21 protein-coding genes are annotated in these 22,135 nt (G+C 71.1%); 13 read left to right on the forward strand and 8 right to left on the reverse strand.

Annotated elements, in window-relative coordinates:
• The first annotated feature begins 52 nt into the window (after positions 1–52).
• The 3 genes from nusA to rbfA all read left to right on the forward strand — a co-directional run bounded on the left by nusA (position 53) and on the right by rbfA (position 5,159).
• Positions 53–1,057 (forward strand): transcription termination factor NusA, encoded by a 1,005-nt coding sequence (gene nusA, locus NGH83_RS04205; protein ID WP_251857813.1) that lies wholly within the window; start codon positions 53–55, stop codon positions 1,055–1,057.
• Positions 1,058–1,823: 766 nt separating this feature from the next.
• Positions 1,824–4,601 (forward strand): translation initiation factor IF-2, encoded by a 2,778-nt coding sequence (infB, locus tag NGH83_RS04210; protein ID WP_251857814.1) that lies wholly within the window; start codon positions 1,824–1,826, stop codon positions 4,599–4,601.
• A 120-nt stretch (positions 4,602–4,721) separates the two neighbouring features.
• Positions 4,722–5,159 (forward strand): 30S ribosome-binding factor RbfA, encoded by a 438-nt coding sequence (rbfA, locus tag NGH83_RS04215; protein ID WP_251857815.1) that lies wholly within the window; start codon positions 4,722–4,724, stop codon positions 5,157–5,159.
• A gap of 189 nt (positions 5,160–5,348) precedes the next feature.
• On the opposite strand, the gene NGH83_RS04220 is transcribed toward rbfA, so the two are convergent.
• Both NGH83_RS04220 and NGH83_RS04225 read right to left on the reverse strand, forming a co-directional pair.
• A complete protein-coding gene (locus tag NGH83_RS04220) occupies positions 5,349–6,197 on the reverse strand; it encodes a hypothetical protein (protein ID WP_251857816.1) in 849 nt (282 codons plus the stop codon).
• A gap of 89 nt (positions 6,198–6,286) precedes the next feature.
• Positions 6,287–7,162: an A/G-specific adenine glycosylase gene (locus NGH83_RS04225; RefSeq protein WP_251857817.1), complete on the reverse strand. Its 876-nt coding sequence runs from the start codon at positions 7,160–7,162 to the stop codon at positions 6,287–6,289.
• Positions 7,163–7,373: 211 nt separating this feature from the next.
• On the opposite strand from NGH83_RS04225, the gene NGH83_RS04230 reads away from it, so the two are divergent.
• Positions 7,374–7,847 (forward strand): hypothetical protein, encoded by a 474-nt coding sequence (locus tag NGH83_RS04230; RefSeq protein ID WP_251857818.1) that lies wholly within the window; start codon positions 7,374–7,376, stop codon positions 7,845–7,847.
• Positions 7,848–7,900: 53 nt separating this feature from the next.
• On the opposite strand, the gene NGH83_RS04235 is transcribed toward NGH83_RS04230, so the two are convergent.
• Complete coding sequence (locus NGH83_RS04235) at positions 7,901–8,884, reverse strand: ketopantoate reductase family protein (RefSeq protein WP_251857819.1); 984 nt, start codon at positions 8,882–8,884, stop codon at positions 7,901–7,903.
• A gap of 24 nt (positions 8,885–8,908) precedes the next feature.
• On the opposite strand from NGH83_RS04235, the gene truB reads away from it, so the two are divergent.
• From truB to NGH83_RS04260, 5 genes are all read left to right on the forward strand, one after another.
• On the forward strand, positions 8,909–9,844 hold the full coding sequence (truB, locus tag NGH83_RS04240; protein WP_251857820.1) for a tRNA pseudouridine(55) synthase TruB: 936 nt from the start codon (positions 8,909–8,911) through the stop codon (positions 9,842–9,844).
• Positions 9,841–10,209, forward strand: coding sequence for a hypothetical protein (locus tag NGH83_RS04245; RefSeq protein ID WP_251857821.1), 369 nt, complete (start codon positions 9,841–9,843; stop codon positions 10,207–10,209). Before truB ends, NGH83_RS04245 begins: the two co-directional genes overlap by 4 nt.
• A 71-nt stretch (positions 10,210–10,280) precedes the next feature.
• A complete protein-coding gene (locus tag NGH83_RS04250; RefSeq protein WP_251857822.1) occupies positions 10,281–10,730 on the forward strand; it encodes a hypothetical protein in 450 nt (149 codons plus the stop codon).
• On the forward strand, positions 10,727–11,686 hold the full coding sequence (locus NGH83_RS04255) for a bifunctional riboflavin kinase/FAD synthetase (protein WP_251857823.1): 960 nt from the start codon (positions 10,727–10,729) through the stop codon (positions 11,684–11,686). Before NGH83_RS04250 ends, NGH83_RS04255 begins: the two co-directional genes overlap by 4 nt.
• Positions 11,687–11,747: 61 nt before the next feature.
• On the forward strand, positions 11,748–12,971 hold the full coding sequence (locus tag NGH83_RS04260) for an MFS transporter (RefSeq protein WP_251857824.1): 1,224 nt from the start codon (positions 11,748–11,750) through the stop codon (positions 12,969–12,971).
• Here the strand turns inward: NGH83_RS04260 and NGH83_RS04265 are convergent.
• Genes NGH83_RS04265 through NGH83_RS04275 form a run of 3 tightly spaced genes read right to left on the reverse strand, consistent with a single transcriptional unit; the run spans position 12,968 to position 15,817 of the window.
• Positions 12,968–13,900, reverse strand: coding sequence for an ROK family protein (locus NGH83_RS04265; RefSeq protein ID WP_251857825.1), 933 nt, complete (start codon positions 13,898–13,900; stop codon positions 12,968–12,970). The genes NGH83_RS04260 and NGH83_RS04265 overlap by 4 nt on opposite strands.
• A 34-nt stretch (positions 13,901–13,934) precedes the next feature.
• Positions 13,935–14,756 (reverse strand): ABC transporter permease, encoded by an 822-nt coding sequence (locus NGH83_RS04270; protein WP_251857826.1) that lies wholly within the window; start codon positions 14,754–14,756, stop codon positions 13,935–13,937.
• A complete protein-coding gene (locus tag NGH83_RS04275; RefSeq protein ID WP_251857827.1) occupies positions 14,753–15,817 on the reverse strand; it encodes an ABC transporter ATP-binding protein in 1,065 nt (354 codons plus the stop codon). Before NGH83_RS04275 ends, NGH83_RS04270 begins: the two co-directional genes overlap by 4 nt.
• Before the next feature lie 60 nt (positions 15,818–15,877).
• Here NGH83_RS04275 and NGH83_RS04280 point away from each other — a divergent pair, with 60 nt between their 5' ends.
• The 3 genes from NGH83_RS04280 to NGH83_RS04290 are packed head-to-tail and all read left to right on the forward strand — an operon-like array spanning position 15,878 to position 18,307.
• The gene (locus NGH83_RS04280) at positions 15,878–16,885 is read left to right on the forward strand and encodes a YafY family protein (RefSeq protein ID WP_251857828.1); all 1,008 of its coding nucleotides are present in this window, start codon (positions 15,878–15,880) and stop codon (positions 16,883–16,885) included.
• Between the two features lie 10 nt (positions 16,886–16,895).
• Positions 16,896–17,723 (forward strand): CAP domain-containing protein, encoded by an 828-nt coding sequence (locus NGH83_RS04285; RefSeq protein ID WP_251857829.1) that lies wholly within the window; start codon positions 16,896–16,898, stop codon positions 17,721–17,723.
• Between the two features lie 20 nt (positions 17,724–17,743).
• Positions 17,744–18,307 carry a GDSL-type esterase/lipase family protein gene (locus NGH83_RS04290; protein WP_251857830.1) on the forward strand — a complete coding sequence of 188 codons (564 nt, stop codon included), beginning with the start codon at positions 17,744–17,746 and terminating at the stop codon, positions 18,305–18,307.
• Positions 18,308–18,314: 7 nt separating this feature from the next.
• Here NGH83_RS04290 and NGH83_RS04295 read toward each other — a convergent pair whose 3' ends face one another.
• Both NGH83_RS04295 and NGH83_RS04300 read right to left on the reverse strand, forming a co-directional pair.
• Positions 18,315–18,836 carry an O-acetyl-ADP-ribose deacetylase gene (locus tag NGH83_RS04295; protein WP_251857831.1) on the reverse strand — a complete coding sequence of 174 codons (522 nt, stop codon included), beginning with the start codon at positions 18,834–18,836 and terminating at the stop codon, positions 18,315–18,317.
• Positions 18,837–18,876: 40 nt separating this feature from the next.
• A complete protein-coding gene (locus tag NGH83_RS04300) occupies positions 18,877–20,208 on the reverse strand; it encodes a M20/M25/M40 family metallo-hydrolase (protein ID WP_251857832.1) in 1,332 nt (443 codons plus the stop codon).
• 35 nt (positions 20,209–20,243) lie between these two features.
• On the opposite strand from NGH83_RS04300, the gene NGH83_RS04305 reads away from it, so the two are divergent.
• A complete protein-coding gene (locus NGH83_RS04305) occupies positions 20,244–22,085 on the forward strand; it encodes a DUF2207 domain-containing protein (RefSeq protein WP_251857833.1) in 1,842 nt (613 codons plus the stop codon).
• Positions 22,086–22,135: the final 50 nt, after the last annotated feature.

The following is a 22,135-nucleotide window of genomic DNA, read 5'->3' on the forward strand; positions in this document are numbered from 1 at the left end:
TGCGGCCCGTTTCACCATGCGGGTGTCATAGAGCGAATAGTGGAGTGCGGCCGTGGAAATCGACCTGAGCGTCTTGCGTCTGATGGAGCGAGAGCGCGAGATCCCGTTCGAGGAGCTCGTCCAGATCATCGAGCAGGCGATCCTCACCGCCTACCTGAAGCACACCGACAAGGTCGAGCCGAAGCACGGCTCCGACGAGCCGGCACCCGCCCGCGTCGACATCGACCGCAAGACCGGTCACGTCGCCGTCTACGTTCCCGAGATCGATGACGACGGCGCCGTGGTCGGCGAGGCCGAGGACAGCCCCAGTGACTTCGGCCGCATCGCCGCGTTCGCCGCGAAGCAGGTCATCAACCAGCGTCTGCGCGACATCGGCGACGACAAGGTGCTCGGCGAGTTCAAGGGCCGCGAGGGCGACATCATCGCCGGCGTCATCCAGCAGGGCCCGAACCCGCGGATGATCCACATCGACCTCGGTGCCATCGAGGCGATCCTGCCTCCCGAGGAGCAGGTCCCCGGCGAGAGCTACGGGCACGGCGAGCGGATCCGCGTCTACGTGACCAGCGTCGCGAAGGGCGCCAAGGGCCCCTCGATCACCGTGTCGCGCACCCACCCGTCGTTGGTGCGCAAGCTGTTCGCGCTGGAGGTGCCCGAGATCGCGTCGGGACTCGTCGAGATCGTGTCGCTCGCCCGTGAAGCCGGGCACCGCACCAAGATCGCGGTCCGCGCGACCGAACCGGGCATCAACGCCAAGGGCGCCTGCATCGGCGAGCTCGGGCAGCGTGTCCGTGCGGTGTCGGCGGAGCTCGGCGGCGAGAAGATCGACATCGTCGACTACTCCGAGGACCTGCCCCAGTTCGTCGCGAACGCCCTGTCGCCTGCGAAGGTGACCAGCTCGTACGTGATCGACGCGTCGCTGAAGGCCGTCCGCGCGCTGGTGCCCGACTATCAGCTGTCCCTCGCGATCGGCAAGGAGGGCCAGAACGCCCGCCTCGCCGCGAAGCTCACGGGCGCGAAGATCGACATCCAGCCGGACTCCATCCTCGACGAAGACTGACCTCCCCGCGGGGCGGCGGCGGGCGCCCGCCCGCCCGCCCCGCGAAGCGATACGAAGGGCGACTTCCACCCCGGTCGTCGAGTAGGCGCGCCAGCGCCGTACCGAGACGGCTCGAGTAAGCGAGGAACGAGCGCACCGAGAGCTCAGTTTCAACCTCGGCGCCATGGTCTCGGTGCGCTTCGCTTACTCGACCCTGGGCCCACCGCGCATGCTTGCGCGGGGGACTCGATACGCTCCTTCGTCGCTACTCAACGACCGGGGCTCGAGCGAAGCGATGCGTACGGCACGAGTTCCCACCCCGGTCGTTGAGTAGGCGCGCCAGCGCCGTATCGAAACGGCTCGAGTAGCGAGGAACGAGCGCATCGAGAGCGCGCACGCTGTGGTCTCGGTGCGCTTCGCTCACTCGACCCGTCTCGGTACGCTCCTTCGTCGCTACTCGACGACCGGGTCAGATCCGGTCGTTGAGTAGGCGCGCCAGCGCCGTATCGAAACGGCTCGAGTAGCGACGAAGGAGCGTATCGAGAGCGCATCGCTACTTGACGACCGGTGGAGCAGGCTCTCGGCCTGTCGCGGGCGGCGGGGGAGTACAATGGTCGAGTTCCCCCTCTTCTGGCGAGGGCACAGCTGTGCCCGGAACGCTGGAATGCAGGGTCTACCGAAAAGAACAGGCTGAACGGCTTATGGACAACTAATGAGCTACTCGAAATGAGTTCCTCACACCGCTAATCGGCTTGCCCTGTCTGGGTGAGCCTCAGACAGGAGAAAAGTGGCTGCAAAACCACGCGTACACGAGGTCGCAACCGACCTCGGAATCGACACCAAGGTCGCGCTCGCGAAGCTCAAGGAGATGGGCGAGTTCGTCAAGGGACCGTCGTCGAGCATCGAGCCCCCGGTCGTCCGGAAGCTGAAGGCGAAGCTCGAAGCCGACGGCATCACCCGCAAGCCCGCCGACGGTGCGGCTCCCGCCGCGCCCGCGAAGGCGACGCCTTCCCGCGCGACCCCGTCGCGCCCCGGCCCGGCCCCCTCGGCTCCGGCCGCGCCCGCTGCCGCGGCTCCCGCCGCGCCCAGCTCGCCCGCCTCGCCGGCGGCACCGCGCGCGCCGCGTTCGGAGGAGCGCCCCGCGGCGACCGAGCGTCCCGCGGCATCCGCCCGTCCCTCCGCCGCTCCGGGAGCTCCCGCTCCGCGTGACGGCGAGCGTCCCGCCGCCCCCGGCGGCTCGGCCGGCATCCCGCGTCCCGGCGCCCCGCGCCCGGCCGGCATCCCGCGTCCCGGCAACAACCCGTACTCGAGCAGCCAGGGCATGCAGCGCCCCGGTGCTCCGCGCCCCGGCAATAACCCGTTCGCGGCCAACCAGGGCATGCGTCCCGGCGGCATCCCGCGTCCGGCCGCTCCCCGTCCCGGCTCGCCGCGTCCCGGCGCTCCCGGTGCCGGTGCTCCCGGTCGTCCCGGCGGCCCCGGTCGCCCCAACGGCGGCTTCCAGCGTCCCGGTGGCGGCGGCGGACGTCCGGGCGGTGCGCCCGGCGGCTTCCAGCGTCCCGGTGGTGCGCCCGGCGGCTTCGGCGGCCCGCGCCCCGCAGGCGGCGGCGGTCGTGGCCGTGGCCCCGGTGGTGGTACCGCCGGTGCGTTCGGTCGCGGTGGCGGCAAGAGCAAGGCCCGCAAGTCGAAGCGGACGAAGCGTCAAGAGTTCGAGATGCGGGAGGCCCCGTCGCTCGGCGGCGTGAGCGTCCCCCGCGGTGATGGCAGCACGGTCATCCGTCTGCGCCGTGGTGCGTCCATCACGGACTTCGCGGACAAGATCGACGCGAGCCCCGGCAACATCGTCACCGTCCTCTTCCACCTCGGTGAGATGGCGACGGCGACCGAGTCGCTCGACGAGGCCACCTTCCAGGTGCTCGGCGAGGAGCTGGGCTACAAGATCCAGATGGTCTCGCCCGAGGACGAGGACAAGGAGCTCCTCGAGGGCTTCGACATCGACCTCGACCAGGAGCTCGAGGACGAGAGCGACGAAGACCTCGAGATCCGTCCGCCGGTCGTGACCGTCATGGGTCACGTCGACCACGGTAAGACCAGGCTTCTCGACGCGATCCGCAAGACCAACGTGATCGCCGGTGAGGCGGGTGGCATCACCCAGCACATCGGTGCCTACCAGGTCTGGACCGAGCACGAGGGCTACGACCGCGCCATCACCTTCATCGACACCCCCGGTCACGAGGCGTTCACCGCCATGCGTGCCCGTGGTGCGCAGGTCACCGACCTCGCGATCCTCGTGGTCGCGGCGGACGACGGCATCATGCCGCAGACGGTCGAGGCGTTGAACCACGCCCAAGCCGCCGGTGTGCCGATCGTCGTCGCGGTGAACAAGGTCGACAAGGAGGGCGCGAACCCGGCGAAGGTGCGTCAGCAGCTCACCGAGTTCGGTCTCGTAGCCGAGGAGTACGGCGGCGACACCATGTTCGTCGACGTGTCCGCGCTCGCGGGCACCGGTATCGACAACCTGCTCGACGCCGTCCTGCTCACCGCCGATGCCGGTCTCGACCTGCGCGCGAACCCGAACAAGGACGCGCGCGGTGTCGCCATCGAAGCCCGTCTCGACAAGGGACGCGGTGCGGTCGCGACCGTGCTCATCCAGTCCGGCACCCTGCGCGTCGGCGACGCGATCGTCGCCGGCACCGCGTACGGACGTGTCCGCGCGATGATGGACGAGAACGGCGACCCGGTGGCCGAGGCCTACCCGTCGCGTCCCGTGCAGGTGCAGGGTCTGTCGACCGTGCCCCGCGCCGGTGACACCTTCCTCGTCACCGAGGAGGACCGCACCGCCCGTCAGATCGCCGAGAAGCGCGAAGCCGTGGAGCGCAACGCGAGCCTCGCGAAGGCCCGCAAGCGCATCTCGCTCGAGGACTTCACCCGTGCTCTCGAAGAGGGCAAGGTCGACTCGCTCAACCTCATCATCAAGGGTGACGTCTCCGGTGCCGTCGAGGCGCTCGAAGAGGCGCTGCTCAAGATCGAGGTCGACGAGAGCGTCCAGCTGCGGATCATCCACCGCGGTGTCGGTGCCGTCACCGAGAGCGACGTCAACCTCGCAACGGTCGACAACGCGATCATCATGGGATTCAACGTCCGTCCGGACAGCAAGGCCCGCGAGCGCGCCGCCCGCGAGGGTGTCGACATCCGCTTCTACTCGGTCATCTACACGGCTCTCGACGACATCGAGAACTCGCTCAAGGGCATGCTCAAGCCCGAGTACGAGGAAGTCCAGTCGGGTGTGGCCGAGATCCGCGAGATCTTCCGCTCCAGCAAGGTCGGGAACATCGCGGGTGTCATCGTCCGCAGCGGCACGATCACGCGCAACGCCAAGGCGCGCGTCATCCGCAACGGCGTCGTGGTCGGGGACAACCTCGCGATCGACTCGCTGCGCCGCTTCAAGGACGACGTCACCGAGGTCCGTGAGGGCTACGAGTGCGGTATCGGACTCGGGAAGTACAACGACATCCAGATCGGCGACGAGATCGAGACGATCGAGATGCAGGAGAAGAAGCGGGCCTAGTCCGCACCATTCCTTACCGAGCGCGGTGTGTTGCTGCGAGCGCGGGTGTTCAAACACCCGCGCTCGTGACAACACACCGCGCTCGCGGGGGTGAGAAGTGCTTCATGAAGGAGGAGTGTCATGGCTGATCCGGCACGCGCGGCCAAGATGGCCGATCGCATCAAGGAGATCGTCGCCCGCAGGCTCGAGAAGGGCATCCGCGACCCGCGTCTCGGATTCGTGACCATCACGGACGTCCGGATGACCGGCGACCTGCAGCACGCGAGCATCTTCTTCACCGTGTACGGCACCGAGGAGGAGCGCGCCGACAGCGCCGCCGCCCTCAAGGCCGCGACGGGGATGCTGCGCAGCGAGGTGGGGAAGAACCTCACCACGCGGCTGACGCCGAGCATCGAGTTCATCCTCGACGCCGTCCCCGAGACCGCGGCGAGCATCGAGAAGCTGCTCGTCGAGGCGCGCGAGCGTGACAGCGAGTCGCGTGCTCTCGCGGCGAACTCGCAGTACGCCGGCGACGAGGACCCCTACGTCAAGCCCCGCGAGACCGACGAAGAAGACTGATTCAGCGACTCGCCCGTCAGGCGTGAGACGCATTCAGGCAAGGAAGAAGGCCTGCGACCGGGTGGCGCGTCGCAGGCCTTCTTTCTTCATATAAGCGGACTTCCGCGGCGCGCGGCATGCCCAGTCCGGGGGGTGCGGCTCAGCCCACCGGCGTGCTCGTGCCGTGGTGTCGGACCGCGGAAGGGCGCGTCAGCCGACCGTGTTCAGCTGGATGGCGCTGAGGTTCGACTTCGACAGGCCCCATGAGATCACGGCACCGAAGGGGGACTGGCGTTCGCATGCCAGCCCGAGTTGCTGCCCGGCTGCGATGGTGACGAAGTTGCCGACCGATACCTGCGGACGCTCGAGGTCCCAGAAGTTCTGGCCGCCGAAGTAGCTCGGCTGAGTGAGAGAGGGCGAGACGAGCTGAGACGCGTCGCTGCCCTGACCGCTCGTGCCGTCGTCCCCCGTCACCGCCACGAACTGGCAGGCGAAGTCGGCGGTGGGAATGGCGACGGCGACCTTGGGGTTCAGCGTGCCGTCGACGTACCAGGTGCCGGCGGGGATCGACCAGACGCCCTGCAGGTGGATGGCTCCGTCGGCGCTGCCGGAATACTCCTCGTCGCCGATCGACCCGGAGACGAGCGTCGGGACGTAGCCGCGGGATACGCCCGGTACGCCCTGAGGTCCCGGTTGCCCCTGCGCGCCCGCGGCGCCGCTCTGGCCCGCTGCCCCCGCCGCGCCATTCGCGCCCGCGGCGCCGGTCGCGCCCGTGGCTCCCGTGCGACCCGTCGCGCCGGCCGTGCCGGTCGCGCCCGCCGTGCCGGGAGCGCCAGTGGCTCCGGGAGCGCCGTTCGCCCCCGCCGCCCCGGTCGCGCCCGTCGCCCCTTCGGGACCCGCGGGGCCGGAGGTGTCGGAGGCGAGCGCGATGTTCGGCCCGAACCACATGGCGACGAACGCCGCGGTGCCGCCCGACAGCAGGAGGCAGATGATGACCGTGATCGCGCAGATGACGAGCGTGCGCCTCGTCGGGTGCGGCTGCTGCTGTGCGTCACTCACGGGTCTACTCCTCGGTGCCGGGATTGCAAGGGCATCGAGAAGCTATCGGCGGCCCGCCGTCACGGCGGCGCGCCGCGCCGTAAGGGAGTTCACGGGAGACGGAATCCTGCGGGGTCGCGCACGACGAGTCCGTCCGCGATGAGGCCGGTGAGGATGCGCTCGCGGCGTTCCCCGTCCGTCACCGCAGCGGCGAAAGCGTCGGCCGCGAGCGGAGATGCGCTTTCGCGTAACAGCGCGAGCACGGCGCCGCGGGCCTGACGGTCGGAGCCCTCGTACTGCTTCTGCGGTGCGCGCCGGACCCCCGTGTAGTCGGGATAGCCGGCGAGGCGCCACACGCAGACCTCCTTCAGCGGGCACTCGCCGCAGCGGGGCGACCGTGCCGTGCAGACGATGGCGCCGAGCTCCATCGTGCCCGCGTTGAAGGAGCGGGCGTCGTCGAGTTCGTCCGGGAGGTGGATCGCCATGGCTTCGAGGTCGCGTCGCGTCGACGGCGGGCCCGGCTCCGCCTGACCCGCGACCGCGCGGGCGAGCACTCGGCGCACATTGGTGTCGACGACGGGATGCCGGCGTCCGTACGCGAACGAGGCCACCGCGCGGGCCGTGTACGCGCCCACCCCCGGCAACGCGAGGAGTTGATCGACGTCATCCGGCACCCGGTTGCCGTGCTGGTGAGCGATCGCGACGGCACAGGCATGCAGGGCGAGAGCTCGGCGCGGGTAGCCGAGCCGCCCCCAGGCCCTCACGGCCTCGCCCGGCGCTTCCGCGGCGAGATCGGCCGGGGTGGGCCACCGCTCGAGCCACTCGAGCAACCGCGGAACCACACGCGCCACCGGGGTCTGCTGCAGCATGAACTCGCTGACGAGCGTGCCCCAGGCGCTGAATCCCGGCCGCCGCCACGGCAGGTCGCGACTGTTGCGAGCGAACCACGGCACGACGAGGTCAGCCAGCTCGCCCGCGTCCGTCACCAGCCCACTGTAGGTCGGACGCCCGACAGCGCAGCACCACCGACCGCCCTGTGCGCGGATCAGGACGAGGTCCCCGGACACGCCGCCGGAAGCGCCGGTTCGGCCCTGATCCGCGCACCATCTCCTGGTCCGTGCACTCGGTCCTGATCCGTGTACCCGGCAATGGGGAAGTGCAGGTTCCGTGCTCAGCGGGGAGGTGCATAGTTGAGGCATGACGAGGTGGGCGCCCGCTCGGGCCGACATCATCGGCGAGTTCGCCGACGAGATCCTGCACAACTACCGTTCGGCGCGCGCGATCGTCGGTGTCGACGGAGTCCCCGGCGCCGATCAGGCCGCCTTCGCCGACGACCTGGCTGAGGCGTTCCGCGAGCGCGGCAGCTCCGCCGTCCGTGCGAGTGCCGAGCTCTCGCACGCGGAGGAGTTCGTCGACGAGGTCGCGAAGCCCTTCCGCGCCGAGCCGGGCGCCGGAGTGCTCGTGGTCGACGGCACCCGGCTGCACGACCCGACCTTCCTGCCGGTATTCGCCTACACGATCTGGTTGACAGTGCCGCACCGGGATCCGCTGCCGGCCTCCGACGAGCAGTCCGCCTACGAACGGCGCACCTCGCCGCGTGCGCGGGCCACCGCGAACGTCGACAACTCCGATCCGGAGCATCCTCGCCGTACCTTCGCCGACAGCTGCTGATCACAGCCCGACGACCGGCCGGCTGACCGTCCGGTCGCGCAGCCGGTCGAGTCTCAGCGGGGGAGCGCGGCGACGACCTCGTCGACGGAGAAGAACCGTCCCGTGCGCTCGACCTCGTGCACCATGTCGACGAGCGCGGCGTTGACGGGGGCGGCGCCGCTGAAGGCCTCGGCGGCGCGCACCACGGCGCCGTTCAGCCAGTCGACCTCGGTCGGCCGCCCTCGGCGGATGCTCTGCAGCGTCGAGCCCGGATTCGGCGTCGCGCCCATCCGACGCGCCATCGCGCGGGGCAGGAACTCGGCCAGGGCGATAGGCAGTGCGCCGACGAGGCGCAGCAGCGGGTCGCTCAGCCCCTGGAGCCTCGCGAAGCAGACGCCCGAGCGGCGTGCGATCGCGACCGTCTCCCTGATGCCGCGAGTGAGAGCGCGGCGCAGGCGGCGGTCGGCGATCGTCGCCTGCACGCTGAGTCCGGTGATGGCGGGGAGCGCGTTCACCTGGTTCACGACGAGCTTGGTCCACTCCGCGCCGATGGGGTCGTCGCTGACCACCACAGGAAGGGCGCCGCGGAGGATGGCGGTGACCGCCTGAGCGTCTCCGCCGCCGATGTAGAGCGGGGCGGGGGCGGTGATGGTGACGTGACCGGGATCGACGAGCGACGCCGCGAAGACCGCCAGCCCGCCGGACACGCGGGTCGGATGCGAGTCGCCGAGCGCACGCTCGACCTCGTCGCGAGCACCCAGGCCGTTGCGCACCACGAGAGCCAGCGGGAACCGCGCGCCGGCGTTGGCCTCGACCGCGGCGGCGAGGTCGGGGGCTTTCGTCGCGAAGACGACGAGCTCGAAGTCGCCCGACAGGCTCGTCGCCGCCTCGATCTGCGCGGAATGCGCGCCGAACGCGCCGTCGAGCAGAATCCCGCCGTCCTGGAGCCTCTGCAGCGCGTCCGGTCGGGCGGCGACGACGACGTCGTGCCCTGCCCGGTCGAGCACCGCAGCGATCGCTCCGCCCACCGCGCCGGCGCCCACGATCCCGATCCGCACCCGCCCAACAGTAGGCTGTTCGGCATGCCCGCGCCGGAACATGCTTCGCAGGGCGTTACCGGAATCCTGCTCGTCGACAAGCCGGAAGAGATCACGAGCCACGGCGTGGTCGCCCGCATCCGCCGCATCGCGAACACGCGCAAGGTCGGTCACGCCGGAACCCTCGACCCGATGGCGACCGGGCTGCTCGTCGTCGGCATCGGCACGGCCACCCGCCTGCTCACCTACTTCGTCGGGCTCGACAAGCAGTACCTTGCGACCATCCGGCTGGGGCGGGCGACGACCACCGACGACCGGGAGGGCGAGCCGCTCGGCGACGAGGTCGACGCGACGAGCCTCGACTCGGCGCGCATCGACGCGGCCGTCGCCGATCTCACCGGCCCGATCATGCAGGCGCCGAGCTCGGTGAGCGCCATCAAGGTCGACGGCGTCCGCAGCTACACCCGGGTCCGCTCCGGCGAAGAGGTCGACCTGCCGCCGCGCCCCGTCACTGTCAGCGAGTTCACGGTGCTCGGCGCATCGCGCCCCTCGGGCGGGCCGGCCGGTGCGCTCGACCTCGACGTTCGGGTCACCTGCTCGTCGGGGACGTACATCCGCGCCCTCGCCCGCGACCTCGGCCGCGCGCTCGGCACCGGCGGCCACCTCACCGCGCTGCGCCGCACCCGCGTCGGACCCTTCGCCGTCGACGAGGCCGCGCCGCTCACCGAACTCATGGACGGACGGCCCGCCGAGCCGCTTCCCGCGGCCGACGCCGCCGGGCGGTTGCTACCCGTCGTGCACCTCGACGACGACGCGCGGACCGCGGACATCCGCAACGGAAAGCGAGTGCCGCTTCCGGGCGTCGACGACGGTTCGCCGGTCGCCGCGCTCGGCCCCGACGGAGTTCTGCTCGCCCTCGTCGAGGTGAAGCGCGGCGTCGCACGGGTGCTCACCGGATTCCCGCAGGAGGCCCGCCCGTGATCCTCGGCTTCACCATCGTCCAGGTCGTCATCGCCGTCGCCGCCGGACTCCTCGCCGTCGTTCTGGGACTCGCCGGCCGCAAGCCCTCCGACCTGACCCTGGCGGGCGCGGCGATCGTCGAACTGCTGCTCGTCGCCCAGGTCGTCGTGGCGATCGTCGCGCCGTTCGCGGGCAACGAGCCGAGCGGCAACCCGTACGAGTTCTGGGCCTACCTCATCAGCGCCCTCTTCATCCCGCTCGGAGCCGTGATCTGGTCGTTCGTCGACCGCGGCCGGTGGAGCACGGTCGTCGTCGGCGTCGGCAACCTCGCCATCGCGGTCATGCTGTACCGGATGGAGATCATCTGGAGCGTCCAAGGGATGTGACCCCGCCGCTCGTGATCGCGGCCGCCGCCGGTGGCGGCGCGAGAGCACGCCGACCTGGAACAATGGGCGGCATGGCATCGCACGACACCGCCCCCTCGCGTCCTCGCACCAGGGTCAGCGGCATCGGCGTCGTGCTGGTCTTCGTCTACGTCATCCTCGCGCTCGCCGCCACCGGCAGGTCGACCGTGCAGATCCTGCGCGACTTCGACGAGGCGCCGTTCGCCTACAGCCTGTCGGCGCTCGCCGCCGTCGTGTACATCCTCGCCACGGTGTCGCTCATCGTGCCCGGCCGCGTCTGGAACCGCATCGCGTGGATCACCATCGGCTTCGAGCTCGTCTTCGTGCTCGTCGTCGGCACCCTGAGCCTCGTCGACGCCGAACTGTTCCCGCGCGACACCGTCTGGTCGTACTACGGCATGGGCTACCTGTTCTTCCCGCTGATCACGCCGATCCTCGGGCTCGTCTGGCTGTCGAAGAGCCGCGGAGTGATCCGCACCGACCACGCGGGAGACCGCCCGTGACGGTGTACCGCAGCGTCGCTGCGATCCCTGCCGACTTCGCGCCGTCCGCCGTCGCGATCGGCAAGTTCGACGGGGTGCACGCCGGTCACCGGGCCGTGCTCGGCTCGCTCGTCGAGGAGGCCCGCGCCAAGGGTCTGCGTTCCGTCGTCGTCACCTTCGACCGCAACCCGCTCGCCCTGCTGCGCCCCGAGCGGTGCCCCGAGAACGTCGTCGGCCTCGGCCAGAAGGTCGAGCTGCTCGAGGACTCCGGCGTCGACGACGTCGTCGTCCTGCCCTTCGACCACGCGCTCGCCGACCTCTCGGCCCGCGACTTCGTCGCCTCCATCCTCGTCGGAGCGCTGCGGATGCGGGCCGTGCTCGTCGGCGCCGACTTCCGCTTCGGCGCGGGCGGCGCCGGCACCGTCGACACCCTGCGCGAGCTGTCGGGCGAGTTCGGCTTCGAGGTCGTCATCGAGCCCGAGGTGCAGGGACGAGACGGCGGCCGGGCCTCGTCGACGGCGATCCGTACGCTGCTCGCCGACGGCGACGTCGAGGGCGCCGCTGAGATGCTCGGACGCCCGCCGCGCGTACGAGCCCGCGTCGTGCACGGGCTGAAGCGCGGACGCGAACTCGGCTACCCGACCGCCAACCTCGCCGCCGCACCCGACGGCTTCGTCCCCGCCGAGGGCGTCTACGCCGGCAGACTCGTCGACCACGACGCCCCCGGCGAGCCCTCGTATCCGGCGGCGATCTCGATCGGGGTGAACCCCACCTTCGACGACGTGACCGAGCGGCAGGTCGAGGCGTACGTCCTCGACGCGGACCTCGACCTCTACGGACATCTGGTCGACATCGAGTTCGTGCACCGCATCCGCGGCATGGTCGCCTTCGACGGCATCGAGCCACTCATCGCCCAGATGGCGAAGGACGTCGACGAGACCCGCGACGCTCTCGCCCGCGCCGACGCCGCACGCTGACGAGGCGAGGGCGCCCCGCCCTGCACCCGACTCGCCGGACCGGGGCGGGTAAACTCGGCTGGTGACATCGGCCCCCCAGTTCTCGGACAGGGCGGGCCGGATTCTCGCTCTCGCCGGCATCGTCCTCGCCGCTCTCGGCATGCGCACCGCGGTCGCCGTCATCTCGCCCATCGCCGACTACATCGCCGCCGACATCCCGCTCGGCAGCGTCGGGCTGGGCGTGCTCGGCATGGTGCCGCCGGTCGCGTTCGCGGCGTTCGCGCTGCTCACCCCGGCCATCGTCGCCCGACTGGGGCTCGAGCGCTCGATGGTCGTCGCGCTCGCCCTCATGGTCGTCGGGCATCTGCTGCGCGGCTACGCCCCCGGCTACGCGGTGCTGCTGATCGGCACCGTCGTCACCCTCGTCGGAATCGGCATCGGCAACGTCCTCCTGCCCCCGCTCGTCCGCCGCTACTTCCCGACCCGCATCGGGGTCTTCACCTCGATCACGGCGACCCTGATGGCGATCGGCACCGCGGTGCCGTCGGTGCTCGCCGTGCCGATCGCGACGAGCGCCGGGTGGCGGCTCGCCCTCGGAGTGTGGGCGGCGCTCGCGATCGCCTCGCTGGTGCCGTGGATCGCGCTGCTCGCCGGGCTCCGCTGGCAACCGAGCGCGGCGCTCGAGGAACCGTCGCCGACGCTCATCACGGCGCTCTGGCGGTCGAAGACCGCGGTAGCCGTCGCGGTCGTCTTCGCCACCTCGGCGCTCGCGGTCTACTCGATGTTCGCGTGGCTGCCGCAGATCCTCGCCGAACGCACCGACCTCGACGCCGCCGCAGCCGGCGCCCTGCTGTCGCTGTTCAGCCTCGCTGGTTTCCCCGTCGGCATCGTCATGCCGATCCTCGCCGCGCGGATGCGGAACGTCGCGCCCCTCATCTATCTCGCGTTCGTGCTCTTCGCCCTCGGCTACGGCGGCCTGCTGTTCGTACCCGGCATCGCGACCTGGCTCTGGGTGCTCTTCGCGGGGCTCGGTCCGCTGCTGTTCCCCGTCGCGCTGGCGCTCATCGCCCTGCGGTCGCGGACCCACGCGGGCACGGTCGCGCTGAGCGGGTTCGCGCAGGGCATCGGCTACACCGCCGCCGCGGTCGGCCCGCTGCTCGTCGGAGTCCTCCACGACGTCACCGGCAGCTACGACGCGTCGCTCGTGCTGCTCTTCCTGCTGACCGTTCCGTCGCTCGCCGCGGCGTACGTACTGCGCCGACCCCGCTTCGTCGAGGACGAGATCGAGGCGCGCGGGGCGCGCTAGGCGCGACCGAAGACGAGAGCGGCGGCACCCACGAGGGGGCTTTCGCCGCCGAGCGCTGCGGGCGCGATCTCGGCTCGCGCCATGAACGGGAACGCCGCGTACCGGTCACGGCCCTCGCGCACCTGGTCGAGGTAGTCGGGGGTCACGTGCGAGAACCCGCCGCCGATGACGACCATGTCGAGGTCGACGAGTGCCGTCGCCGACGCGATCGCCGCCCCGACGGCATGAGCGCTGCGGGTCACGGCGGCCAGCGCGAGGCTGTCGCCGTTCGCCGCGGAGGCGGCGAGGTCCTCGCCGGTCTCGCCCGTCCATCCCTGCGACTGCGCCCAGCGCACGATGTTCGGGCCCGACGCGATCCGCTCGACGTGCGCACGGAGACCGTGCACGTCTTCGCCGGCGAACCCTGCGACCTCGAGCTGGCCGATGTGTCCCGCGTTGCCGGAGCTGCCGCGAAGGGGCTTGCCGCCCGAGATGATGCCACCGCCGATCCCGGTCGACACGATCATGCCCATCATCGATTGCACGCCGCGGCCCGCGCCGCACCAGTGCTCGGCGAGGGTGATGCAGAGCCCGTCGAGAGCGAACTCGGTGGCGATCTCGGTACCCGTCGCCGCGGTCGCCGCGTCACGCACGATGCGGCGGATCGGGAAGTCCTGGGCGTCGGAGAGGTTGAGCGGCGCGACGCTGCCGCGCCCGATGTCGATCGGTCCCGCACTGCCGACTCCCGCCCCGACCGGGATCGCGCCGTCGGGCGACGCCGCGAGCGCGGCGGTCACGACGTCTTCGACGGCGGCGGTGAGCGATTCGGTGGTCGCGTCGGCGCCGGTCGGACGCCGGTGGCGGGTGTCGGACAGGAGCGAGCCGTTCTCGTCGACGAGGGCGGCTTCGACCTTGGTTCCGCCGAGATCGACGGCGAGAGCGAGGGGCATCCCTCAAGCCTATTGGGATGCCCCCGCTCTCGTTTCAGCTGCGGCGCATGGCCCTCAAACCGACGGTGAGCCCCACCGCCGCGGTCAGTGCAGCGGCCAGCGCGCCCTGCCAGATGGCGGGGGAGAGCAGGTCGCCCGCGAACGCGGCGCGCTCGGCCGCGACTAGATAGGTGAGCGGATTGAAGGCCGCCGCCGTCTGCAGCCAGGCTGGTCCCGCGTCGAGGGGGAGCAGCACTCCCGACAGGATCATGAGCGGGAAGAGCAGGGTCTGCTGCACTCCCCAGAACAGCCACTCGCGATCGCGGGAGGCGAGGCCCAAGGTGAAGCTCAGTGCACCGAGACCCACCCCGAACACCGCGAGCAGCAGCAGGCCGACGAGTGCCCCGACTGGGTACAGGCGGAAGCCGAACGGGATGGTCGCGATGACGATCACCGCGGCCTGGATGGTGAGCGGCACCATCTCCTTGAGTGCCCGGCCGATCAGCAGCGCCGCCCTCGACACCGGCGCGACGAGGGTGCGCTCATGCGACCCGGTCATGATCTCGAACAGCAGGTTCGAGCCGGTGACCCCGGTGCCGAACAGGGCGATCATCACGAGCACGCCGGGCAGGAACCACTGCAGGCCCAGTTCGGCCTGTGCGCCGCCGGTGCCGGTCAGGCCGCCGAGCAGCGGGCCGAACAGGGCGAGGAAGACCAGCGGCTGCAGCAGGCTGAAGATCAACGTGAACGGGTCGCGAAGGGTGGGCCAGAGCTCCCGGAGGAACACGGTCCAGACGTCGCGCACGAATTTCGCGGGCCCGCTCGGCGGGTCGCCCACCTCTCGGATCGCGGCGGCGGGAGCTGTCGTCGTGGTCATGCCATCACCTCGTCGGTCTTGTCTGTGTTGCCGTTGGGGTCGCCCTTCGCTGCGCCCTTCTGGTCGGCGGAGTCGTTCTCGGGTTGCGCCGGTCCGGTGTTGTTCTCTTCGCGGAGGCTGCGGCCGGTGAGGGCGAGGAAGACGTCGTCGAGCGTGGGGCTCGTCGAGGATGCGGTGAGCGGCGGAACCTCCTCGGAGTCGAGCTCGCGGACCAGCCGGGGCAGCAGCGCGTCACCCGCCCGGGCCCGGAGCTCGAGCACCGCGCCATCCGGAGTCGCCGACGCGTCGGCCACCCGGCCCGCGACCGCGGCGGCGCGGGCGGCCTGTCCCGCGTCGGCGAAGCCGAGCAGCACACGGTCGCCGGCGAGGTCGGCCTTCAACTGGTCGGCCGTGTCGTCGGCGATGATCCGGCCGCCATCCATCACGAGCACCCGTTCGGCGTACTGGTCGGCCTCTTCGAGGTAGTGGGTGGTGACGAAGATCGTGGTGTCGTGCTCTTCACGGAGCCGCCGGATGTGCTCCCACAGGTTCGCCCGACTCTGCGGGTCGAGCCCCGTCGACGGCTCGTCGAGGAACAGCAGGCGCGGTGCGTGCAGCAGGCCGAGCGCGATGTCGAGCCGCCGCTTCTGCCCTCCGCTCAACTTGCTCACCGTCTTGTCGGCGTGCGCGGCGATGTCGAGGGAGTCGAGCAGCATGGTCGTGCGCTTCTTCGTGTCGGCTTTCGAGAGCCCGTAGAACGCGCCCTGGCTCATCATCTCGTCGCGCGCCCGGTGGCTGTGGCCGCCGCTGGTGCCCTGACCGACGTACCCGATGCGGGCGCGGACGGCGCCGGGGTGCCGCACGGTGTCGAATCCGCACACCGACGCGCTGCCCGCCGTCGGTCGGAGGAGGGTCGCGAGCATTCGGAACGTGGTCGACTTGCCCGCGCCGTTCGGTCCGAGGAGTGCCACCATCTCTCCGGTCGCGACGGTGAGGTCGGTGGGGTGCACGGCGGTCGTCGTCGACTTGCCGCGGGAGAACGTCTTGCTGAGACCTGAGGTCTCGATCATCGTTTCTGCCATGCGACGACGGTAGAACCGATTGCGGACACATTCCGTCCGCATGGGTGTCAGACTTCGAGCATGGACACCTCGCCGTCGAGTCGCATGCTCACGCTGCTCTCCCTGCTCCAGGCGCGCTCGTTCTGGCCAGGAGGCGACCTCGCCGAGCGCCTCGGCGTCACCTCACGCACCCTGCGCCGCGACATCGATCGCCTGCGTGAACTGGGGTACCGGGTCGAGAGCAGCAGGGGGCCGGCGGGCGGCTACGGGCTCGAGGCGGGCTCGGGCCTGCCACCGCTCGTCCTCACCGAGGACGAGGCGGTCGCCGTGGCCATCGGGCTCCACACCGCGGGATCGTCGGGTCTGCTCGGCGGCGAGGACCTCGGCGTCGGGGCGCTCGCGAAGCTCGAGCAGGTGCTGCCGTCGCACCTGCGGCGCCGGGTCGCCGCGCTGCACACGCACATGAAGTCCTCCGGGTGGGTGCCGCTCGATCAGGTCGACGGCGTCGAACCCGAGATGCTCGGCCGACTCGCACTCGTCTGCCGTGACGGCGAACGGCTGCGCTTCCGCTACCGCTCGAAGGGCGACGACGCGACCGACCGGCACGTCGACCCGCACTCGCTCGTGAACCTCGACCGCCGCTGGTATCTCGTGGCATGGGATCTGCAGCGGGTCGACTGGCGCACCTTCCGCGTCGACCGCATCTCCGACCTGCGCACCACCGCGGTGCGCATCCCGCCCCGCGAGCTGCCCGCCGAGGACGCCGCCGCGTTCGTGCGGGTGTCGATCAGTTCTGTGCCGACCAAGTACGCAGCCGATGTGGTGCTGGCGATGCCCATCGCCGAGATGCAGGCCGCCTTCGGCCCGTGGGCGCGGGGTGCGACCGCCGAGGGAGCCCACGAGACCCGCTGGCCGATCGGCGGGGATTCGCTGCAGGACCTCGTCTACTCGCTGTTCTACCTGCCCGCCGGGGTCGCCTACCGCATCGAGGCCGACCCGGAGGTGCTCGACTTCCTCGCCGCGGCGGCTCGCGGATTCACCGCTGCCGTGTCTGCATCGTCCAGCGCGGACTCGGGATCACCGACCTAGGCTTGCCTCCATGTCGGGCGGTGTTGCCACGCGCCGGACGGTGCTGGCTTCCCCGATCCTGGTGCTGCTCGGCCTCGTGGCCGTGATGGTGGGCGTCCTCGTGCCCGCGCGCCCCGCCGTCGCCTACGACGAGGGGACCATCTCGCAGCTGGTGAATGAGGCGCGGTGGGCGAACGGCCAGGCCGGCCTCCTGCGCAACGGCGACCTCGACGCCGTCGCCGCGGCGTGGGCGCAGCACATGGCGCAGACCGGTGTCATGGAGCACAACCCCGATGTCGCCTCCCAGGTTCCATCGGGATGGCGTGCCGTCGGCGAGAACGTGGCGATGGGGTATTCGAGCGGCGCCTCGGTGCACCAGGCCTGGATGAACTCTCCCGGGCACCGCGCCAACATCCTCGGCGACTACACCGACATCGGCATCGCCCTGGTCGACGGCGGCGGCTCCACCTGGGGAGTGCAGGTCTTCGCCCGCTATCCAGGGCATGCCGGGCCCGGAGCGCCGGCGCCAGCACCGCCGCCCGCACCGGAGCCGGCGCCCGCACCGGTCGTGCCGCCGCCTCCGCCGACGCCGACCCCCACACCGACCGTCACTCCGACCCCGTCACCCACCCCGACGGTGACGCCGACTCCCGCGCCCACGCCGAGTCGCAGCGCCGTCATCACTCCTACACCGTCGCCGAGCGCCGATTCCGCGTCGCTCTTCCTGCCCCTCGTCATCGCGGGCGCGGTCCTGCTCGTCGCGGGGGCCGCGGTGCTCGTCTGGTGGCTGCTCCGGCGGCGCCGACGGAGCGCAGCCGGGTGGAAACCTCGGGGGAGGCGACGTAGCCTCGACGGGTGAGCGATCATGAGGACTCCGCCATGACCACGAATGCCATGACCACGAACGACACGACTTCGACCGGCGCGACCTCGAGCACCAAGACGGTGTTCGTGGGCGACAGCCTGACCGCCGAGGGCGATTGGGCGGCCTGGTTCCCGGACGCCGAAGTGGTGAACCTCGGCGTCAGCGGTGACACGACCGAGGAACTGCTCGAGCGGTTGCAGGGCGTCATCGACGAGCGACCCGACGTCGTGGTGCTGATGATCGGCACCAACGACCTCGCGTGGCGCCGCACGGTCGAGCAGATCGTGCGCAACGTCGAATCGGTGCTCTGGCGTCTGCACAGCGAGCTCCCCGACGCGCGGATCGTCGTGCAGTCGGTGCTGCCGCGCGCCGAGGAGTACGCCGACCGGGTCAAGGAGATCAACATCCACCTGCGTCAGTTCGCGCCGACCGTCAAGGCCGAATGGGTCGACCTCGGGCCGGTCTTCGCAGACGACGACGGCGTTCTCCGCGACGACTTCAGCGCCGACCGCCTGCACCTGAACCCGCACGGCTACCAGGTGTGGGTCGACGCGTTGAAGCCGGTCCTCGGCGGCTGACGACGGATCAGTCGGCGAGCGCTCGCTCGAAGCGCGCGAGCATGTCGGCGCTGAACAGCACGAAGCGCACGATCTCGATGCCGGACCCGCGGCCGACGCTCGAGCGCACCGTGTCGACGGCGACGCGCGCCGCATCGTCGGCCGGCCAGCCGTAGACGCCGGCCGACACCGCCGGGAAGGCGATCGAGCGCGCCTGCACCTCCTCGGCGACCTCCAGGCTGCGTCGGTAGGCGCTCGCGAGCAGGCCCGACCGGTCCTCGCTCCGCGAATAGACGGGTCCGACGGTGTGGATGACGTGCCGCGCGTCGAGGCGACCCGCCGTCGTGGCGACCGCGTCGCCGGTCGGCAGACCATCGCGCAGGGTCGTCTCGCGCAGCCGTCGGCACTCGGCGAGGATCTCGGGTCCACCGGCTCGATGGATCGCGCCGTCGACCCCGCCGCCGCCCAGCAGCGAGCTGTTCGCGGCGTTCACGATAGCGTCGACGCGTTGACGGGTGATGTCGCCCTGCACCGCCTCGATCAGAGTCATGGCCGCCTCCTCAGCTCGCCCGCAGTCAACTCGCCCGCAGTCAGCTCGCCCGCAGAACGTGCTCGTACACGTCGATGCCGCGCAGCCAGGTCGCGACGTCGATGTGCTCGTCGCGTGCGTGCAATGTGGCACGGTGCTCCGCGTGCAGTTCGAACGGGGTGAGGCGGTAGACGAAGTCGCTGATGCGGGTGAAGTGCCGCGCGTCGCTCGCGCCGAGCATCGTGTACGGCGTGGGGGAGACGTCCGGGTAGACGCTCTGCACCGCGCCGGCCAGCCGGTCCCAGACCGCGCCCGTCGAGGGCGACACCGGCGACGGCTCCGAGGCGTGCAGGACATCGACCGCGACCCGATCGTCCGCGATGCTGCGCCGGATGTGGCGGACCGCCTCGTCGACGCTCGAGCCGACGGCGACGCGCACGTTGACGACGGCGCTGGCGCGCTCGGCGAGCACGTTGGCGCCGTCGCTCCCGCGCAGCTGGGTGACGGCGGCGGTCGTGCGCACCATGGCGCGGGGCTCGTCGCCGAGCCGGCTGAACAGGCGGCCGACGATCGGCGCGAGCGGTCTCGCACGCCGGAACAGCTGCGCCCGCGCTCCCGTGCTGTGCTGGGCCAAGCTCTCGACGAACGCGATGACGGCGTCGTTCATGCGCACCGGGAACGGGGAACGGGTGAGCCGATCGATCGCGCGGGCGAGTCGGCCCGTCGCCGTCACGAGCGGCGGGGTCGACGCGTGACCGCCCTGCTGATCGACCGTCAGCGCGACGCTGGTGATGCCCTTCTCCGTCACGCCGATCACCGCGAGCGGCGCATCGACCCCGGCGATCAGGCCGGGTTCCACGATCGCCCCACCCTCGTCGAGCACCAGGGCGGGGCGCACGCCGCGTCGCCGCAGCGTCTCCACCACCTCGCCCGCCGCGACCCCCGCGACCTCCTCGTCGTGGCCGAAGCTGAAGTAGACGTCGTGAGCGGGAGTGAAGCCGTCGGCCGCGAGCCGCTCGGCGGCTTCCAGGATCGCGACGAGGGCGCCTTTGTCGTCGATCGTGCCGCGCCCGTGCAGCACGCCGCCGTCGAGTACGGCAGCGAACGGCGGATGCCGCCAGCCGTCGTCGTCCGAGGCGGCGACGACGTCGTAGTGCGCCATGAGCACGGTCGGTTCCGCGGTTTCGGCGCCGGGCCACCGGTAGAGCATGCTGTGGCCGGACACGAGCTCGCGCGTCGTCACCCGGTGCACGGCAGGGTAGAGCGCCGGCAGGGCGTCGATGAACTCCTCGAAGCGGGCCCAGTCGGTGTCGGCGTCGTCGAGGTGCGAGATGGTCGGGATGCGCAGCAGCCGTCGGAAGCGGCCGACCGGATCGATCTCACCGGAAACCATGTCGGAACACTATCGCCCGCGCTTAGGCTCGGTCCGTGACCCGGCCCGCGCTCGCAGTCCTCGTCCGACGCCTCACGATCACCGCCGCCCTCGGTGCGTTCGTCGCGGGCCTCGTCGCCGTCGCGGCGACGCCGCCCGCCGCTGCGGCGGCCCCGCGCGACGTCGACGACTTCACCTTCTCGTCCTTCGACGCGCAGTACACGCTCGGACGCGACGCCGACGGCCACTCGACCCTCCGGGCCGTCGAGACCCTGGTGGCGCAGTTCCCGGACACCGATCAGAACCGCGGCATCCGTCGAGCGGTACCGAAGGACTACGACGGGCACCCCACCGACCTGCGCATCCTGTCCGTCACCGACGGCGAGGGCGAGGCGCTCGACTACGACACCGACAGCGACGACGGCTTCGAAGTCGTCACCATCGCCGCCGACGACTTCGTGCACGGCGAACGCACCTACGTGATCACCTACGAACAGACCAACATCACCCGCGCGTTCGAAGACGAAGCCGACGAGGAGTTCTACTGGGACGTCAACGGCACCGGGTGGGCCCAGCGGTTCGACAGGGTGACCGCGACGGTTCGCATCGGGTCGGAGCTCGCTCCCGCGCTCACCGGTCGATCCGACTGCGCAGCGGGCGCATCCGGTGCGACGGGGAGCTGCCGCATCGCCTCGTCGGAAGACGCGGGCGACACCGTCGTGACCGCCGAGGCGGACGGACTCGCCGCCGGTGAGACCCTGTCCTTCGCCGTCGGATTCGAGGAGGGCACCTTCGTGCCGCGCGACTCCTCGATCTGGTCGAGTCAGTGGTCGGTGGTGCTCGTCCTCGGACTGGTGCTGCTGGTGCTCGCCGTCGGCGGCGGCATCCTCGCTCGGGTCACGGTGCTCGCCGATGCGAGGGGCCGCGCGACGGTGATCCCCGAGTACCTGCCTCCCGCCGAACCCGAGCTGCCGGTGCTCGCCATGGTGCTCCGCCGTCCGACGAAGGCGGTCGCCGCCACCCTCATCTCATTCGCCGTACGCGGGTTCGCTCGCATCGTCCAAGACGGGTCGGACTACCAGCTGGAGTATCAGGGGCCGGCCAAACCCGTCAGGTCGTCGGCACGGGCGGACCTCGGGCCGATCGAGCTGCGTATCGCGAGGGCGTTCTTCGGCTCCACCTTCACACCGGGAGAGCGCGCCGACCTCTCCGGCGGCGACGAGAAGGTCGGCCCGAAGATCCACAAGGCGGTGGCGGCCGCGCGGACCGCCGCGGTGACCGAGGGGTACATGACCTCGCCGGCGAGCGCACCCGTCGCGATCGTCTGGATCCTCGGGATCGCCGCGACCGTCTCGCTCTTCCTCGGCTCGGTCGGTCTGCTCGCCGACGCGCGAGGAGGCGCACTGCCCGTCGTGACCCTCGTCCTCGCCGCGGTCCCGATCGTGCCCGTGCTCCTCGTTTCGCGCCGGCCGCTCACCGCCCGCGGCGCGGAGGCGCGCGACCATCTCCGCGGCATGCGCGACTACCTCCAGCTCGCCGAGGAGGACCGTCTACGGGTGCTGCAGAGCGTCGAGGGAGCGGAGCGATCGATGACGGGCGACGGTGACTCCGTCATCCGCCTCTACGAACGGCTGCTGCCCTACGCGGTGCTCCTCGGCGTCGAGAAGAGCTGGGCGGGCGTGCTCGCCCGCGCCTACGAGACCGAGGAGACGGCCCCGGGCTGGTACGCCGGGCGGGATGCGTTCTCGTCCGCGACCTTCGCGGCGTCGATCGGGGCGTTCTCGTCGAGCACCGTCAGCCACTTCTCCGGCAGCGCCGCGTCGAGCTCGTCGGGCGGAACCGGCGGCGGCATCTCGGCAGGCGGGGGCGGCGGAGGAGGGGGTGGTGGGGGCGTGTGAACGCACCCATCCTCTAGGATCGGGGTACGACAGACCACTACTGACCCGGA

Origin of the sequence: Herbiconiux sp. L3-i23, from assembly GCF_023734115.1 — a bacterium.
Taxonomy (GTDB): Bacteria; Actinomycetota; Actinomycetes; order Actinomycetales; family Microbacteriaceae; genus Naasia.

What these genes read in the sequence shown, in the direction of transcription:
- NGH83_RS04280 (WP_251857828.1), top strand. Translation starts at nt 15,878, where the DNA reads ATGGACACCTCGCCGTCGAGTCGCATGCTCACGCTGCTCTCCCTGCTC.
- rbfA (WP_251857815.1), top strand. Translation starts at nt 4,722, where the DNA reads ATGGCTGATCCGGCACGCGCGGCCAAGATGGCCGATCGCATCAAGGAG.
- NGH83_RS04265 (WP_251857825.1), bottom strand. Translation starts at nt 13,900, where the DNA reads ATGCCCCTCGCTCTCGCCGTCGATCTCGGCGGAACCAAGGTCGAAGCC.
- NGH83_RS04275 (WP_251857827.1), bottom strand. Translation starts at nt 15,817, where the DNA reads ATGGCAGAAACGATGATCGAGACCTCAGGTCTCAGCAAGACGTTCTCC.
- NGH83_RS04295 (WP_251857831.1), bottom strand. Translation starts at nt 18,836, where the DNA reads ATGACTCTGATCGAGGCGGTGCAGGGCGACATCACCCGTCAACGCGTC.
- NGH83_RS04300 (WP_251857832.1), bottom strand. Translation starts at nt 20,208, where the DNA reads ATGGTTTCCGGTGAGATCGATCCGGTCGGCCGCTTCCGACGGCTGCTG.
- NGH83_RS04250 (WP_251857822.1), top strand. Translation starts at nt 10,281, where the DNA reads ATGGCATCGCACGACACCGCCCCCTCGCGTCCTCGCACCAGGGTCAGC.
- truB (WP_251857820.1), top strand. Translation starts at nt 8,909, where the DNA reads ATGCCCGCGCCGGAACATGCTTCGCAGGGCGTTACCGGAATCCTGCTC.
- NGH83_RS04290 (WP_251857830.1), top strand. Translation starts at nt 17,744, where the DNA reads ATGACCACGAATGCCATGACCACGAACGACACGACTTCGACCGGCGCG.
- NGH83_RS04285 (WP_251857829.1), top strand. Translation starts at nt 16,896, where the DNA reads ATGTCGGGCGGTGTTGCCACGCGCCGGACGGTGCTGGCTTCCCCGATC.
- NGH83_RS04230 (WP_251857818.1), top strand. Translation starts at nt 7,374, where the DNA reads ATGACGAGGTGGGCGCCCGCTCGGGCCGACATCATCGGCGAGTTCGCC.
- NGH83_RS04270 (WP_251857826.1), bottom strand. Translation starts at nt 14,756, where the DNA reads ATGACCACGACGACAGCTCCCGCCGCCGCGATCCGAGAGGTGGGCGAC.